The organism is Nocardioides sp. B-3, from assembly GCF_024703895.1.
Lineage (GTDB): Bacteria > Actinomycetota > Actinomycetes > Propionibacteriales > Nocardioidaceae > Nocardioides.
Window position 1 is genome coordinate 4,332,446 of record NZ_CP087968.1, and the last position, 12,998, is coordinate 4,345,443.

Sequence of the window (12,998 nt, forward strand, 5' to 3'; positions counted from 1 at the left end):
GGTGTGGGCAGCCTCGAGGAGGAGTTCTCCTTGCTCGGCGCGTCCTTCGCGGATCGCGGCGCGCGGGCCGACGAGGCGATCAGTGCCCTGCGCGGTTCCCTCTCCCAACGCGTTCCGTCATTTCATGGCGAGCACTACGACTACGACGGCCTCGTCGTCTCGCCGGCGGCCAGCCGGGAACGAGTCCCGCTGTGGATCGGCGGCCGCACCCTCCGGTCGCTGCGCCGCGCCACGTCGTACGGCGATGGCTGGGTCCCCTTCGGCCTCAACCCCGAGCAGCTGCGCGACCTGCTCGGCAAGGTGGAGCTGCCCGACGGGTTCAACGTCGTGCTCAGTGCGGGACGCCAGCTCGACCCGATCGGCGACCCGTCGCGAGCGGAGCGCGTGCTGGCCGGCCTGCGCGACGCGGGCGCCACGATCGCCGGCGTCGCCCTCGCGGCGGAGTCGGTCGACCACTACTGCGAGCAGCTCGCCGCCCTCGCCGTCCTCGGCGACAAGGTCGAATGATGAGTGACTTCGAGGCCCGGCTCCAGAGGCTCGAGGACGAGGCTGCGATCGCCAGACTGATCGCGTCCTACGGTCCGCTCGTCGACGCGGGCTCCGCGTCCGAGGTCGCCGATCTCTGGGAACCCGACGGCGTCTACGACGTCGACGAGCTGGTGATGAACGGCCGCGACGAGATCGTGGCCATGGTCCAGTCCCCCAACCACCAGCGCTGGATCGCCGGCGGCTGCGCCCACTTCATCGGCCCCCCGGTCGTGACCGTGACCGGCGACGAAGCCCTCGCGGTCTGCCACTCCCTGATGATCGTCAACCGGGACGGGCAGTTCGTCGTACGGCGAGCCACCGCCAACCACTGGCGACTCCGTCGCGGCGAGGACGGCTGGCAGGTCGCCGTACGGACGAATCGGGTGCTGGACGGGCGCCCGGAGGCCCCCGCGTTGTTCAGCGAGGCAGGCGGCTAGCTCTCAGTCGCCGAGCCCCTGCCTGATCGCCTCGATCACCCGCGGCCGCAGCCCGGCGACCGACACGACCTCGTCCACCGAGCCGACCCGTACGGCTCGGTGGATGTCGTGCACGCCGTCGAACTCGGCCGCGACCTCGCCGATCTTCTCCGCGCGCACGGCTGTCCTCAGGTCGGCGAGCTCGACCACGAGCCGGCTCCGGTCCGGTCCGTTGACCTCAGCGATCCGGTCCTCGACCTCACGCAGGCGGGCGTCGCCCGACGTGCGCTTCTCGACCTCGCCGGCGAACACGACGGCTGCCGCCGGAGCGCCACCGATGACCGAGGCGTAGGACCCATCGAGGGCCAGCACCGTCATGTTCGGGTTCAGGGCCTTGGAGAAGACCACGAACGCGCCGCCGTGGTAGCGCGAGATGACGCAGAAGACGATCGGCCCGTCGAAGTTGACGATGGCGCGACCGATCTCGGCGCCGTACTCCAGCTGGAGGTTGCGCATCGAGTCGGGCGAGCCGTCGAAGCCGGACAGGTTGGCCAGCACGACGAGCGGCCGGTTGCCGCTGGCCGCGTTGATCGCCCGCGCCGCCTTCTTCGACGAGCGCGGGAAGAGCGTGCCGGCGGTGTAGATGTCGGGCCCGTCGGTGGGCGGGAAGCCGCGCCGCGGCACCGGTCGCGACTCGATCCCCAGCAGGCACACGGGATAGCCGCCGAGGTGCGCGTCCCGGACCACGGCTGTGTCCGCGTCGGCCATGCCGGCCCAGCGCTCCAGCGTCGGGTGGTCCTGATCGGCCGGGGCCTGCATCACCGTGCGGATGTCGAAGGCCTTCTTGCGGTCCGGGTTGGTGGCCGCGCCGAAGATCTCGCCGACCGTCGTGAAGTCGCTCTCCGCCGACACGTGTGGGTACGGCGAGATGTCGCGATCGGAGGGGTCGCTCGTCGCGGCCCGTCGCGGACGAGACTCTCCCGGCACGACGTAGGTGTGGTCGTAGTGGGCCATCAGCACCGCGAAGGCGCCGGCCGGTCAGGCGCCCAGTACTGCGCCTGCCCGTTGGGGCCCATCACCCGGTCGTAGCCGCCGATGCCGAAGTTGTCCTCGGCGGAGACGCCGCCGGAGAAGTCGAGCGACTGCTTGCCGGTCAGCACCATCGCACTGTCGGGCGTCATCACCGGGATGCCCTTGGTGTGCATCAGCATCGTGGCCTCGGCGTTCCAGTAGGGCTGCGCCCCGACGTTGATGCCTGCCACCACGACGTTGATCTCGCCGCCGGCCCGGGTGAACTCAATGATCCGCTTCAGCCCGGCCGCAACCCAGTCCATGTTCTCGGTGCCGGAGTCCATCGAGATCCGTGCGCCGGCGGACAGCGCGAACCACTCCAACGGCACCTGCATCTGCTCGGCGAGGTCGATGGCCGCGATGATCCGCGAGCACTCCGGCTCCGACACCGCGCCCAGCGCCTTGGTCGGGTCGCCGCAGAGCACGACCCGGGTGACGCCCTCCGGGTGGAGCGCGGTCGGGGTCGTCACGACCGCGGCCAGGATGCCGGCCTTGTTGAGGCCGGGAGGCCGGTTGACGGGCGACAGGGCACCGGTGTCGTCGAGGTCGTACTCGACGAAGCCGCCGTCGGGACCGGTGAGCACCCCGGCGAGCTCGTAGGGGTAGACGAGTCCACGGCGGCGGGCCCGGGCGACGTTGCCCGTGTATTCGTCGAGGGGCTGGAGCGGTTCGGTCGGCGGTGCCTCGAGCGACGCCGTGACGCCGGCACCGGGCCGGGCGTGGAACCTGATGGCGATCGGCGTCGCCGTACCGTCGGAGCCGACGACGCGGCCCTGCGCGACGACCTCGGCGATGCCCGCCCCGTCGGTGAGCGGGGTGATCTTGCCCTGCAGCGCGGTCAGCTGCTCGGGGTCGGCATCGACGTCGGGCCAGACCTGCACCCACACGTGGTTGGAGTCGAGCTTGCTGCCGGCCGCGCCACGCGACGTACGGACCCGACGGATCGCCTCGAGGCAGTTCTCCACGGCGCGTTCGGCGTGGGGTACGCCGATGACGTTGCCCTCGTCGTCGCGGACGACGACCAGCTGGCGCACCTGCGCGAGGGCGACCAGACGGCGGTCGGCGGGGTTCTCCCGGGCGACGCACTCGTAGAGCAGCACGTCCTCGGGGGCGTCGATCCGGCTGACGACGAAGTTGCGGAGCCGCCACAGGTCGAGCCGGCGGCCCACCATCGGGTGCACGCCGCGGACCGGGTCGTCCTCGACGACGCCGCCGTCGGCGAGGGGCCGGTAGGTGAAGTAGGTGACCGGCCGGTCCTCGCCGGGGCAGACCGCGACGGCGATCCGGCGGACGTCGGAGGCGAAGGGCAGGGCGCCGACGATGCGGGCGAGCTCCTCGGTGGCGGCGGCCGGCGACTCCGGCGCCTCGGGCCAGTGCACGTAGAGGTCGACCACGGCGTCGTCACCGGCATCTCGGGCCGCGACCTCGTCGCCGACGGCCCCGGTGAGCTCGCTGCCGAGGTCGGACAGCTCGGCCATGGTGGCGAGCGTCGAGACAAGCCGGGTGGGCCGGTCGTCGAGCGTGTAGTCGGCCACGACGAAGGTGCGGCCGGCCCACGACTGCGCCGCCAGCGCGTGCAGGTCGTGCTCGCGGTAGTGGCGGCGCACGAGCACCTCGAGCATCGGCTCCTGCTCGGGCACGCCGGTCTCGAGGCGCTCGGCCGAGAACCGGACGATCTGCTCCGGGATGAGCGCCAGCGCCTCCATCCGAGCGGCGCGGTCGGGCGCGTCAGGATCGCCCGCGAGGGCCGCGACCTCATCGCGGACACCGGCCAGCACGCTGGAGCGCTCGGCGTCGACCAGCGGCTGGTCGAACCAGCGGAAGCGAGTGCTGCGGGCGAGGTCGCCGACGACCGGGAAGCGCAGCTGGGTGGACCGGACGAGGCGCTCGAGGATGCTGCGGGCGGGGCCGGCGAGCTCCCCGGGTCGGCGGAGGCTCGGCGATCCAGCGCTGCAGGACCTCGGTGGCGAGCAGGACGTCGGGGGCCGAGCGCTGCTGCGAGAGGAAGATCCGGAAGACCGCCTCCTCCAGCTCGGGCGTCCGGTCAGTGCCGGTGATGCCGTAGTGCGCGAGCACCCGGGCCAGCCGGTCGCGGAACTGGTCGGGCAGGCCGCCGCGCTCGACGTCCGGGCTCTGCAGGAACGCGTGGAAGTGCTCCACGGAGGAGTGCACACGCAGCTCGGTGTGCAGGTCCTCGCCGGCCGGCCGGTTGCGGCTGAGCTCGGCCGGGTCGGCGAAGAGGCCGAGCAGCTCGATCTCGTCGCACACGACGTCGCCACCGGCAGCGACGAGCTCGTCGCGGGCAGCGAGGTAGCCGAGGATGTGGGCACTCTCGTCGCTCGGATCTACGTCGTAGCCCATCAGGATTGCGGACACGTCCGCCCCGGTCTGCGCGGCATGTTCCTGCGGCGAGGCCGCGACCGCGGGCTCCGGCAGGTCGAGGGCCGGCGCCGTCTCGTCAGCGGCCGCCTGCTCGTCGCCGCCGCCGTCCTCGACCGGCTCGAGGCGCACCAGCGGCGCACCGGTCTCGACCCGGCTGCCGGTGCTCACCAGCAGCTCACGGACGCGGGCCGCGAACGGCGCGCACGGCCGTCTCCATCTTCATGCTCTCGAGCACCAGCACCGGGGCGCCGGCGGCGACCGTGTCACCGACTGCGACGGGCGAAGCGACGACCAGCGCGGGAGCGGGCGAGCGCAGCACGCCGCCCTCGTCGCGGGTGACCCGGTGGGCCACCCCGTTGACCTCGATCATGTGCACGGGGCCATGGGTGGCGTTGACCGGGCGGTAGAGCTCACCACCGACGGTCATCCGGGTGTGGAACTCGCCCAGCCGCTCGACGTCCGCGACCACGACGTGCTCGGCTCCCCCGGCCTCGACGCCGACCCGGAAACGATGGGGGCCGATCTGCAGGACGGTGACCTTGTACGCCGTACCGCGGAGCTTGAAGTCCACGGCACGTCCGACCTTGTGCTGCACCTGTGGCCGGCCGCCGTGCGCGCTCTCGAGGAGGCGGGTGATCTCGACCTGCGCCTCGTCCTCGTAGGCCTCGATGCCGGCGGCGACGACGGCGATGCCGGAGTGCTCGTGGACGACGAGTCGGCCCTCGTCGCGGACTCGGTCGATCCAACTGGTGTCGGCCCAGCCGGCCTTGCCGTCGATGACCTCGGACTGGTCGAGGAGGTCGAGGATGAAGCTCTTGTTGGTGGCGCCGCCCTCGATCACGACGGTGGTCTCGAACATCGCCCTGCGGAGGCGGGCGAGCGCCTCGTCGCGGGTGCGGCCGTAGGCGATGATCTTGGCGATCATCGAGTCGAAGTCGGCGGGGATCGTGTCGCCCTCACCGACGCCGGTGTCGACCCGGATGCCGGGACCCGAGGGAAGCTCGAGCAGCGCGATCCGGCCGGGCGACGGAGCGAAGTCGCGATCCGGGTCCTCGGCGTTGAGGCGCGCCTCGACGGCGTGACCCTTCTCGGCCGGCTTCGTGCCTTCGAGGCGACCGCCGGCAGCGACGTGGAGCTGTGCCTTGACCGGGTCGAGGTCGGTGGTCACCTCGGTGATCGGGTGCTCCACCCGGAGCCGGGTGTTGACCTCGAGGAACGCAAACGTGCGCTCGCCCGGGTGGTAGAGGAACTCGACGGTCCCGGCGCCGACGTAGCCGACCGCAACAGCGAGCCGCTCGGCGGCCGCCTTGACCTCGTCGGTCTGCTCGGGGGTCAGGAGCGGAGAAGCCGACTCCTCGATCACCTTCTGGTTGCGGCGCTGGATGGTGCAGTCGCGCACGCCGACGGCCCGGGCGGTGCCGTGGCTGTCGGCGATGAGCTGGACCTCGATGTGCCGGGCACCGGTGACGAGCCGCTCAAGGAACACGACTCCACTGCCGAACGCGCGCTCCGCCTCGTCGCGGGTGAGCTGGTAGGCGGCCTCGAGGTCGGCGGCCGTGTCGACCTTGCGGATGCCCCGGCCGCCGCCGCCGGCGGTCGCCTTGAGCATCAGCGGGTAGCCGACCCGGGCGGCCGAGGCGAGCGCTGCCTCGAGGGTGTCGACGCCTCCCCTGCTCCACGGAGCGACGGGCACGCCCACCTCCTCGGCGATCAGCTTGGAGCCGATCTTGTCCCCGAGCTTGCGCATCGCTTCGGCGCTCGGGCCGATGAAGGTGATGCCCGGGCGAGAGCACAGGTCTGCGAACGCGGGATCCTCCGCGACGAATCCCCAGCCCACCCAGACAGCGTCGGCCCGGCACGCCACCAGAGCACGCTCGAGTACGGCGAGGTCGATGTAGGGCCGGGCGGAAGCGGGGCCGAGGGCGTGGGCCTCGTCTGCCTCGCGCGCGAACATCGCCGTACGTTCTTCGTCGGTGTGGAGCGCGATCGTCCGGATCTGCTCCCCACCCTCGGCGTTGAGATCACGCACGGCATGGATCAGCCGCATCGCGGCTTCGCCGCGGTTGACGATCGCAACTCGAGTGAACACCAACCGCTGTGCCGGGGCCGTCATGTCGGCGACATTACTGCGGCGACTCGCCCGTCGCGTCGCCGGAGGGATTACGCCTGAGTAGGTGATTCGCACGGCGCTCGTGTGCTTGGCTGGTGCTCCGTCCGGCGGAGGGAACCTCGATGCGCGAGAAGACGATCCGACTCACGGCGGAGCTCCAGTCGACGGGCAGGACCGCGGCCGGCTTCGAGGTGCCGGACTCCGTGGTCTCGGAGCTCGGCGGTGGCGGCCACCCGAAGGTCGTGGTCACCGTCAACGGCTACACGTTCCGCACGTCCATCGCCGGGATGGGCGACCGCTACCTCCTCGGCGTGAGCGGCGAACGGAGGCGCGAGGCGGGCATCGCCGCCGGTGACGTGCTGGACCTCGAGATCAGCCTCGACACCGCGCCCCGCGAGATCGAGGTGCCCGACGACTCGGCCGCTGCGCTCGCCGGCGACCCGGCGGCGCAGGCCTTTGGGAGACCCTGAGCTACAGCAAGCAGTCCCGGCACGTCCTGCAGGTCACCGGTGCCAAGAAGGCCGAGACTCGGACAGCGCGGGTGGAGAAGTCGGTGGCGATGCTGAGCGAGGGCCGAGCCCGCTGAGGGTCACGCCCGCCGATCCCTCGGGCGTCGAGCCAACGGAGCGAGCGCCGCCGGGTGCGCGACGGCGGCCAGCGGCAGGAGATCGAGGTCGACGATGATCAGCGCGAATCCCACGAGCGCGAGCGGGGCCGAGTAGCGCGGCGCCGTACCGGCCCTTGCTGCGAGGTGGAGGGCGGCCACGAAGCCGAGGACCAGCAGCGGCGGCCCGACGTTCATCAACAGGTCAGGCAGCCCGGCGGCCTCCTTGAAGCCGGGAAACAGGTCGCCGATCGTGACCCACACGAACAGGGACGCGCCCAGCAGCGTGGAGACCACCGCGGCGTACGTCGAGCGCCGGGGTGTGGCGAGGGCGATCGCGACCGCCATCGTGGCGAACGAGACGAGCGACATCAGGAACGCGCCATGGCCGAGGTCCCACGCAAGCCCCGGGCCGTGGGTCCCGTCGCGGCCGTCGACCCAGCGCAGCGCGCCGTAGGCGAACAGGCCGACCGGTGCCATGACCGCGGCGGCGCGGACGATCCCGGACTGCATGGTGGAAGGGCTGGACATCTGTCCACTGTCGCTGCGTCTCGTCGCCGCCGGTATCGGGAAGCTCCCCGGCGTTGCCCTGCGTCGCTGCCCGGGGTTGCGTCAGGGCAGTCGCGACGCGAAGTAGGGGCGCAGGTGCTCCCGCAACGGCTCGTCACAGACGTAGACGTAGGTGCCGCGCATGCCGCGCGTCAGCAGCACCGCATAGATGTTGCGCACGAGGCCGAGGATCTCCTGATCGGTGAACCGGAGTCCCCTGCGCGGCATGTTGTTGGCCGCCGTCGGATCGAAGTAGTTCTTCCGGTCGAAGTACATCCGGCCGGCCGCTTTGTCATAGCGGGAGGTCCTTGCCGATGATCACGCCGGCGTAGTTGAGGTCGTAGCCCTGAATCGTGTGGATCACCCCGACCTCGTTGATCGAGGTCTTCGAGCTGACCCAGTCGAGGTCCGTCTGGTTCCACCGGATCCGGACGTCGTCGATCTCGATGTCGTACGCCGCCTTGTCCCTGCGGCTGATCCATGGCCACGCGAATCCGGCGACCAGCCGCGCGAGTCCGACCTCGGCGTCGCGCTCCGGGAGCTCGTCGCGCATGAGGGTGAGGTCGTCGAAGAACCGCAGGTCGTAGTCCGCGAACTCACGTCGCTCGGGTGGCAGGTCGGAGAGGACCTCGCGCACGTAGCCGACGTAGTCCTCCCCCGCCCGCACGCGCATCTGCGAGGAGAGCCGGTAGCTCCGTCGCTGGTCCCCGGCATTGGTCATGAGGTCGTCGAGCATCCGTCGCGGCACGTCGGCCGTGTGGATGCTCTGGGCCGAGTCCAGCAGGAAGACCCGGTGGGAGCTCTTCCTCTTGATCCAGTCGAGCTGGGTGAGTGCGGGATCGTCGACGCCGAAGAGCTTCACGTTGATGTCGGAGAACATCTTGTAGAGCGGTCCGGCCGGCTGGTTGCCGCTCTGCCGGAGCCGATGCGTCTCGTCGACCAGCAACAGGTCGAACTGCTCCTCGCGGTTCCCGACCTCGAACGGCGACAGCACCATCGCGGGGTGCAGTCCGGGCGTTCGTTTGAAGACCCGTTGGATCGTCTTGCGCAGCGACATCTGCGGGACGACGAAGCCCATGCGGAAGTCGCGGAGGAGCTCGGGATAGCCCTCCTCGAAGTACTCCGCCATGACCGAGTCGCTCTCGAGCTGGCTGCCGTCCCACGCCTTGATGTCGCTGAGCAGCTTCATCAGGTAGACAGCGACGACCGTCTTGCCCGTGCCGGGCTCACCCCGCACGACGATCTGGCTCTCGCGCTTGCCGTCGAGGTCGGCGAACAGGCCGTCGAGGATGTCCGCGACGACCGCCTCCCCGGTCCTTCGTCAGCGCCTTGAAGGGCGAGAGCTTGAAGAGGTCGGAGTTCTCGATCTCCTTGATCGTGCCCTCGAAGAGCCCGTCGTCACGCAGCGCATCGAAGATGTCGGTGAACACCTTCTGGTAGTCCTCGCGCGTAGTAGTCAGCGTTGGTCTGGCTCTCGTTGCGGTTGAGCACCGTCAGCCGACCGTCGCCGGCCAACAGCCGGATCAGGTAGGACTCGAGGTCCGGGCAGACGGACTTGTTGAACGTCTCGTCCAGTACGACGCGGGCGCCGCGCAGGTCACGCTTGTTGACCGTCGCCGGGTGCTGGCGCAGCCGGGCGATGGCATTGCGGGACTCCCCCACGTAGACGTGACCGTCTCCGTCGAGCGTGTAGACCACCGGCCAGTTCCTGAACCGCGCGTCACCGCTTCCCCGGGCCTCGAGCTGTGCGCCGACGAACGGGCCGCTCTCAATCCGGAAGTTGGTCATACTTCTCGCTGCGTCCACGCGCCTTGTCCGCTGGATACTTCGCCCTCGTGACCTCGAGCTTGTCGAGCACGATCTCGTCCGGGTCGAGGCCGAGCTTGTCGGCCAGCAGGTGGCAGTAGGTCACGACGTCCGCGAGCTCGCCAGCGATCTTCGCGGCGTCCGCATCCGAGTTCCACTGGAAGCATTCGAGCAGCTCCGCGGACTCGATCACGACGCTCTTGGCGAGGTTCTCCGGCGTGTGGAACTGAGCCCAGTCACGCTCCGCGACGAAGGAACGTAGTGCTTCTTGGACCTCCGGGCTCGCCATGCCGCGAGCCTAACTGGGGAGATTGCAAGGCGGGGGCGAACGAGCCGCCTCCTCACCTTCGATTCCAGCGGGCACCACCTTGGATCGGATCATCGGCGCGACTTTGACGGGCGGCGATGTGTTACGCGGCCAGTCTCAAGGCGCCTGTTGACGCGGCACCAGCCCTGCGTCGCTTCGCCCACTATGAGAGTGTGCCACGCCGTGATGGTCGCGCGACGGGACAGTCACCGCGTCTAATTGCCCAGCCTGCGGAGAGCCTGTTCGACGTACTTGTTCTGGCTTCGCGGAGCAGTATCAGCACACTCCGTTGCCGTTCAACCAGACACCACACACTTGCTCATGACAGGGTACGGATCCCCCGTAGCTTCCGTTAGGACGAACCACACATGCACCTCAAGAGTCTTCGCTTCGTCAACTTCAAGAGATTTACCGAGCTCACAGTCGATGCTCTGCCGAACTCTGCACGGCTGATCGTGTTGGCCGGGCCAAATGGCTCTGGCAAATCGTCGATGTTCGATGGTCTTAAGACTTGGCACTGGGCGAACGGGGGCGCTGGAAACGGCTGGGATGAGAGTTACGGCACGAAGGCCGGGACTGACTCCATCGGTTGGACTGAGCACGTGCAGGTCGAATTTCATGAGCCCATTCCTGCTGGACCCGACGACCGCAAGAAACTTGTCTACGTCCGGAGCGCCTTTCGAAACGAGGCTGACTTCAATATCGCCGGGATCAACCGGATGGCATCCCCCTCGATCAACCCCGTGTCACACGACTGATTGACACTGATGCAAGTGTCTCGGACAACTACCAGCGATTAATCCTGCAAACGCTTGAGGGGGTGTATAGCGATAGCCTTCCGGACGGGATGACCCGATTGGAACTGAGAGATCGAATCATTGGGAAGGTCCGTTCGGCCATGGCCAAGGTGTTCCCAGATCTGCAACTCGATGGCGTCGGAGGCGTGGCTGGTGCGGCCGACTCGGTAGGGACATTCTACTTCTCGAAAGGCTCCTCTCGTCGCTTCCTATATAAGAACCTGTCCGCTGGCGAGAAGGCGACGTTCGACCTAATCCCGGACGCTGTGGTCAAGAGTGAGTATTTCGACAACTCGATCTGGTGCATCGACGAGCCGGAGACGCATCTCAACACCCGAATCCAAGGCGCTTTGCTCGAGACGCTCGTCGAGTTGCTGCCGCCTGAATCCCAAATGATTCTGGCAAGCCACAGCATTGGATTCATGAGGAAGGGGTGGGAAATAGCGAAAGCGGCGCCGGGAAGCGTGTGCTTCGTCGACCTCCAAGGCGTCGATTTCGACTCGCCCGCGGTGGTGCGACCAGTCCGCCCCTCAAGGGAATTCTGGGCTAGAACGCTTGATGTTGCCTTGGGGGACCTTGCGCATCTGATGGCACCCGAACGCATCGTCCTGTGCGAGGGACGGCCGCCCAAGCATGACAATGACAAGCGTGCAGAATTCGACGCCAGCTGTTATCGACAAATTTTTGCAGAAGAATTTCCGGACACCGATTTTCTTTCGGTGGGCAGTAGCAACGATGTTCGAGATGGCACTCTCGAAGCGGGTAAGGCAATACAAACGATCGCGTCAGGTACCACGATCATTCGGGTGGTGGATCGCGACCTGTTGAACACTGACGAGGTCTCGGCGCAGGAGGAAGCTGGCATCCGGGTGCTTAGCCCCGGTGATTCATGACGGCAGTGACGACGTCGCCGCGGTCTGAGGTGAGCCGGTGGTCGTCTGCGGGTACGACGCTGAGCCGGCTGGCGCTGCCGGGCTGCGGGTCTCCGGGTCGTGATCTCGTGGCGGACGGGCGGGTCAGGCTGGTGGTGGAATCGCTGCGATGTTCGCGAAGATCGCGACGATCACGGTCGCCCACGGCCAGGACTTGGGAACCCGGAGCCGTCTTCGGCGGGCGCCGTGGGTGAGTCGGGCCGGGACGTGGAGGAAGCGGTAGCGCAACGCTTTGGGTTCACAGCCTGCGAGGATCTCGGCGTCGCCGACAAGGGCGAGCATGCGGGTCCACGCGACGAGGTCGGCGGCGATCATCACCGCGGTCAGCCGGGCCCGGTTGATCTTGAACTCCCTCGACGGGAACCGCCCCGGGCCGGTGTCCTTGGCGTGCCGGATCCGGTCCTCGACTCGAGCGTGAGCACGATGCCGGGCTTCGAGGAACGCCAGCTGCACGCCGGGCTGGACGGGGGTGTTGGTGGCGATCGTCTGGTAGCGCCAGCCGTCACGCTCTTCGAACAACGAGAGTTGGGCGCCGGGGTGGGGGCGTTCGCGGCGCACGATGATCCGCATCCCCGCGGGCCAACTGGACAGGTCGAGCAGCCCGGTCAGTTCCGCGACGTCGCCGCCCTCACGGACGCCGCCGTCGGCATCGGACGCGGCCGTCCAGACGTCCTTGGGGACGAGCTTGATGGCGTCGTGGATCTTCTCGGTGACCGCGAACCCCACGGAGTACTCAACCCGGCGGCCACGGATCTTGCCTTGTTCGGTCAGCCAGTCCAGGAGCTTGTGGGAGGAACCTGCACCGTCGGCGCGGATCAGCAGGTCTTTGCGATACGCGACCGGGATCTGGGCGATCGCGTCGGTGAGGACCGTGATGTGGTCGGCGGCGGTGTTCAGAACCGGCCTTCCCGGTCCGCAGTTGCGCGGCCAGGGAACTCTTGGCTGTTGTCGCACCACACGCCGAGCGGGTGGAAGCCGAAGGTCTTCTTGAACGTGGGCGAAGCGTTCTCTTTCTCGGAGTGTGCGACCACGATGGTGGCGTCGATGTCGAGCACGACCGTCGCGCCGAGGTCGGTCCCGGCAACTCGGGGACGCGGGCAACCCGCCGGGCAGCTGTGCCCAAACGTGGCGCCGGGCGCGGGCACGCGCGGTGGCGATCTTCTTCAACCGGCCCGGCGTGACCTCGTCCGGGGGTCCGCCACACCGTCGGGGGCGACGCGACCGGGCCGAGAACTGGAGCCCGGTGGCGCAGCACGTCGATATCAGCGATCGCCTCACCACCATCGGCAAGCATCACCGCGACATCGACCGGGACCCGACCGCGGTCGTGGACCGGGGAGAACGAGCGCCGCACCATCGCCTTCGACAACTCGGTCGTGAGGCCGGTCCGATCGGCCAGAAGACGGAGCCCGACACTGCCCGCGTGAGCCACCACGCCGACACCATCGGCAGATACGGACAAGCCAGCAGACCACGAAGTACGCTTCACCTACGGA

At 68.7% G+C, this 12,998-nt stretch carries 16 protein-coding genes and 1 pseudogene; 6 read left to right on the forward strand and 11 right to left on the reverse strand.

Annotated elements, in window-relative coordinates; translation table 11 throughout:
* Positions 1–3: 3 nt before the first annotated feature.
* Both LP418_RS28750 and LP418_RS28755 read left to right on the forward strand, forming a co-directional pair.
* A complete protein-coding gene (locus LP418_RS28750; protein ID WP_257954607.1) occupies positions 4–507 on the forward strand; it encodes an LLM class flavin-dependent oxidoreductase in 504 nt (167 codons plus the stop codon).
* Positions 507–965, forward strand: a complete 459-nt coding sequence (locus LP418_RS28755) for a nuclear transport factor 2 family protein (protein WP_257954608.1) — start codon at positions 507–509, stop codon at positions 963–965. Before LP418_RS28750 ends, LP418_RS28755 begins: the two co-directional genes overlap by 1 nt.
* A 3-nt stretch (positions 966–968) precedes the next feature.
* Here the strand turns inward: LP418_RS28755 and LP418_RS28760 are convergent, their stop codons facing one another.
* Genes LP418_RS28760 through LP418_RS28775 form a run of 4 tightly spaced genes read right to left on the reverse strand, consistent with a single transcriptional unit; the run spans position 969 to position 6,510 of the window.
* Positions 969–1,958 (reverse strand): carboxyl transferase domain-containing protein, encoded by a 990-nt coding sequence (locus LP418_RS28760; protein ID WP_257954609.1) that lies wholly within the window; start codon positions 1,956–1,958, stop codon positions 969–971.
* Positions 1,958–3,793: a hypothetical protein gene (locus LP418_RS28765; RefSeq protein WP_257954610.1), complete on the reverse strand. Its 1,836-nt coding sequence runs from the start codon at positions 3,791–3,793 to the stop codon at positions 1,958–1,960. The genes LP418_RS28760 and LP418_RS28765 overlap by 1 nt, the downstream gene beginning before the upstream one ends.
* Entirely contained in the window at positions 3,771–4,565 is a 795-nt protein-coding gene (locus LP418_RS28770; RefSeq protein WP_257954611.1) for a hypothetical protein, read from the reverse strand. The genes LP418_RS28765 and LP418_RS28770 overlap by 23 nt, the downstream gene beginning before the upstream one ends.
* 7 nt (positions 4,566–4,572) lie before the next feature.
* A complete protein-coding gene (locus tag LP418_RS28775; protein ID WP_257954612.1) occupies positions 4,573–6,510 on the reverse strand; it encodes an acetyl/propionyl/methylcrotonyl-CoA carboxylase subunit alpha in 1,938 nt (645 codons plus the stop codon).
* A 119-nt stretch (positions 6,511–6,629) separates the two neighbouring features.
* Here LP418_RS28775 and LP418_RS28780 point away from each other — a divergent pair, with 119 nt between their 5' ends.
* Both LP418_RS28780 and LP418_RS28785 read left to right on the forward strand, forming a co-directional pair.
* A complete protein-coding gene (locus LP418_RS28780) occupies positions 6,630–6,977 on the forward strand; it encodes a DUF1905 domain-containing protein (protein WP_257954613.1) in 348 nt (115 codons plus the stop codon).
* A gap of 26 nt (positions 6,978–7,003) precedes the next feature.
* Entirely contained in the window at positions 7,004–7,093 is a 90-nt protein-coding gene (locus LP418_RS28785) for a YdeI/OmpD-associated family protein (protein ID WP_257957230.1), read from the forward strand.
* A gap of 3 nt (positions 7,094–7,096) precedes the next feature.
* Here LP418_RS28785 and LP418_RS28790 read toward each other — a convergent pair whose 3' ends face one another.
* The 6 genes from LP418_RS28790 to LP418_RS28815 all read right to left on the reverse strand — a co-directional run bounded on the left by LP418_RS28790 (position 7,097) and on the right by LP418_RS28815 (position 9,755).
* The gene (locus LP418_RS28790) at positions 7,097–7,642 is read right to left on the reverse strand and encodes a hypothetical protein (RefSeq protein WP_257954614.1); all 546 of its coding nucleotides are present in this window, start codon (positions 7,640–7,642) and stop codon (positions 7,097–7,099) included.
* Between the two features lie 81 nt (positions 7,643–7,723).
* Positions 7,724–7,936 carry a DUF2075 domain-containing protein gene (locus LP418_RS28795; RefSeq protein WP_257954615.1) on the reverse strand — a complete coding sequence of 71 codons (213 nt, stop codon included), beginning with the start codon at positions 7,934–7,936 and terminating at the stop codon, positions 7,724–7,726.
* Positions 7,937–7,952: 16 nt separating this feature from the next.
* On the reverse strand, positions 7,953–8,897 hold the full coding sequence (locus tag LP418_RS28800; protein WP_257954616.1) for a DUF2075 domain-containing protein: 945 nt from the start codon (positions 8,895–8,897) through the stop codon (positions 7,953–7,955).
* Positions 8,887–9,090 carry a hypothetical protein gene (locus LP418_RS28805; protein WP_257954617.1) on the reverse strand — a complete coding sequence of 68 codons (204 nt, stop codon included), beginning with the start codon at positions 9,088–9,090 and terminating at the stop codon, positions 8,887–8,889. The genes LP418_RS28800 and LP418_RS28805 overlap by 11 nt, the downstream gene beginning before the upstream one ends.
* On the reverse strand, positions 9,059–9,448 hold the full coding sequence (locus LP418_RS28810) for a GIY-YIG nuclease family protein (RefSeq protein ID WP_257954618.1): 390 nt from the start codon (positions 9,446–9,448) through the stop codon (positions 9,059–9,061). The genes LP418_RS28805 and LP418_RS28810 overlap by 32 nt, the downstream gene beginning before the upstream one ends.
* Positions 9,429–9,755, reverse strand: a complete 327-nt coding sequence (locus LP418_RS28815) for a nucleotide pyrophosphohydrolase (protein ID WP_257954619.1) — start codon at positions 9,753–9,755, stop codon at positions 9,429–9,431. The genes LP418_RS28810 and LP418_RS28815 overlap by 20 nt, the downstream gene beginning before the upstream one ends.
* A 386-nt stretch (positions 9,756–10,141) precedes the next feature.
* On the opposite strand from LP418_RS28815, the gene LP418_RS28820 reads away from it, so the two are divergent.
* Complete coding sequence (locus LP418_RS28820) at positions 10,142–10,531, forward strand: AAA family ATPase (RefSeq protein ID WP_257954620.1); 390 nt, start codon at positions 10,142–10,144, stop codon at positions 10,529–10,531.
* A 140-nt stretch (positions 10,532–10,671) separates the two neighbouring features.
* The gene (locus tag LP418_RS28825; protein WP_442940058.1) at positions 10,672–11,463 is read left to right on the forward strand and encodes an AAA family ATPase; all 792 of its coding nucleotides are present in this window, start codon (positions 10,672–10,674) and stop codon (positions 11,461–11,463) included.
* A 123-nt stretch (positions 11,464–11,586) separates the two neighbouring features.
* Here the strand turns inward: LP418_RS28825 and LP418_RS28830 are convergent.
* Positions 11,587–12,991: pseudogene (locus tag LP418_RS28830) on the reverse strand (IS1380 family transposase).
* Positions 12,992–12,998 lie beyond the last annotated feature (7 nt).

Coding starts and splice junctions, on each gene's coding strand:
- LP418_RS28755 (WP_257954608.1), top strand. CDS start 507: ATGAGTGACTTCGAGGCCCGGCTCCAGAGGCTCGAGGACGAGGCTGCG.
- LP418_RS28760 (WP_257954609.1), bottom strand. CDS start 1,958: ATGGCCCACTACGACCACACCTACGTCGTGCCGGGAGAGTCTCGTCCG.
- LP418_RS28775 (WP_257954612.1), bottom strand. CDS start 6,510: ATGACGGCCCCGGCACAGCGGTTGGTGTTCACTCGAGTTGCGATCGTC.
- LP418_RS28780 (WP_257954613.1), top strand. CDS start 6,630: ATGCGCGAGAAGACGATCCGACTCACGGCGGAGCTCCAGTCGACGGGC.
- LP418_RS28790 (WP_257954614.1), bottom strand. CDS start 7,642: ATGTCCAGCCCTTCCACCATGCAGTCCGGGATCGTCCGCGCCGCCGCG.
- LP418_RS28795 (WP_257954615.1), bottom strand. CDS start 7,936: ATGTACTTCGACCGGAAGAACTACTTCGATCCGACGGCGGCCAACAAC.
- LP418_RS28810 (WP_257954618.1), bottom strand. CDS start 9,448: ATGACCAACTTCCGGATTGAGAGCGGCCCGTTCGTCGGCGCACAGCTC.
- LP418_RS28815 (WP_257954619.1), bottom strand. CDS start 9,755: ATGGCGAGCCCGGAGGTCCAAGAAGCACTACGTTCCTTCGTCGCGGAG.
- LP418_RS28820 (WP_257954620.1), top strand. CDS start 10,142: ATGCACCTCAAGAGTCTTCGCTTCGTCAACTTCAAGAGATTTACCGAG.
- LP418_RS28825 (WP_442940058.1), top strand. CDS start 10,672: ATGGCCAAGGTGTTCCCAGATCTGCAACTCGATGGCGTCGGAGGCGTG.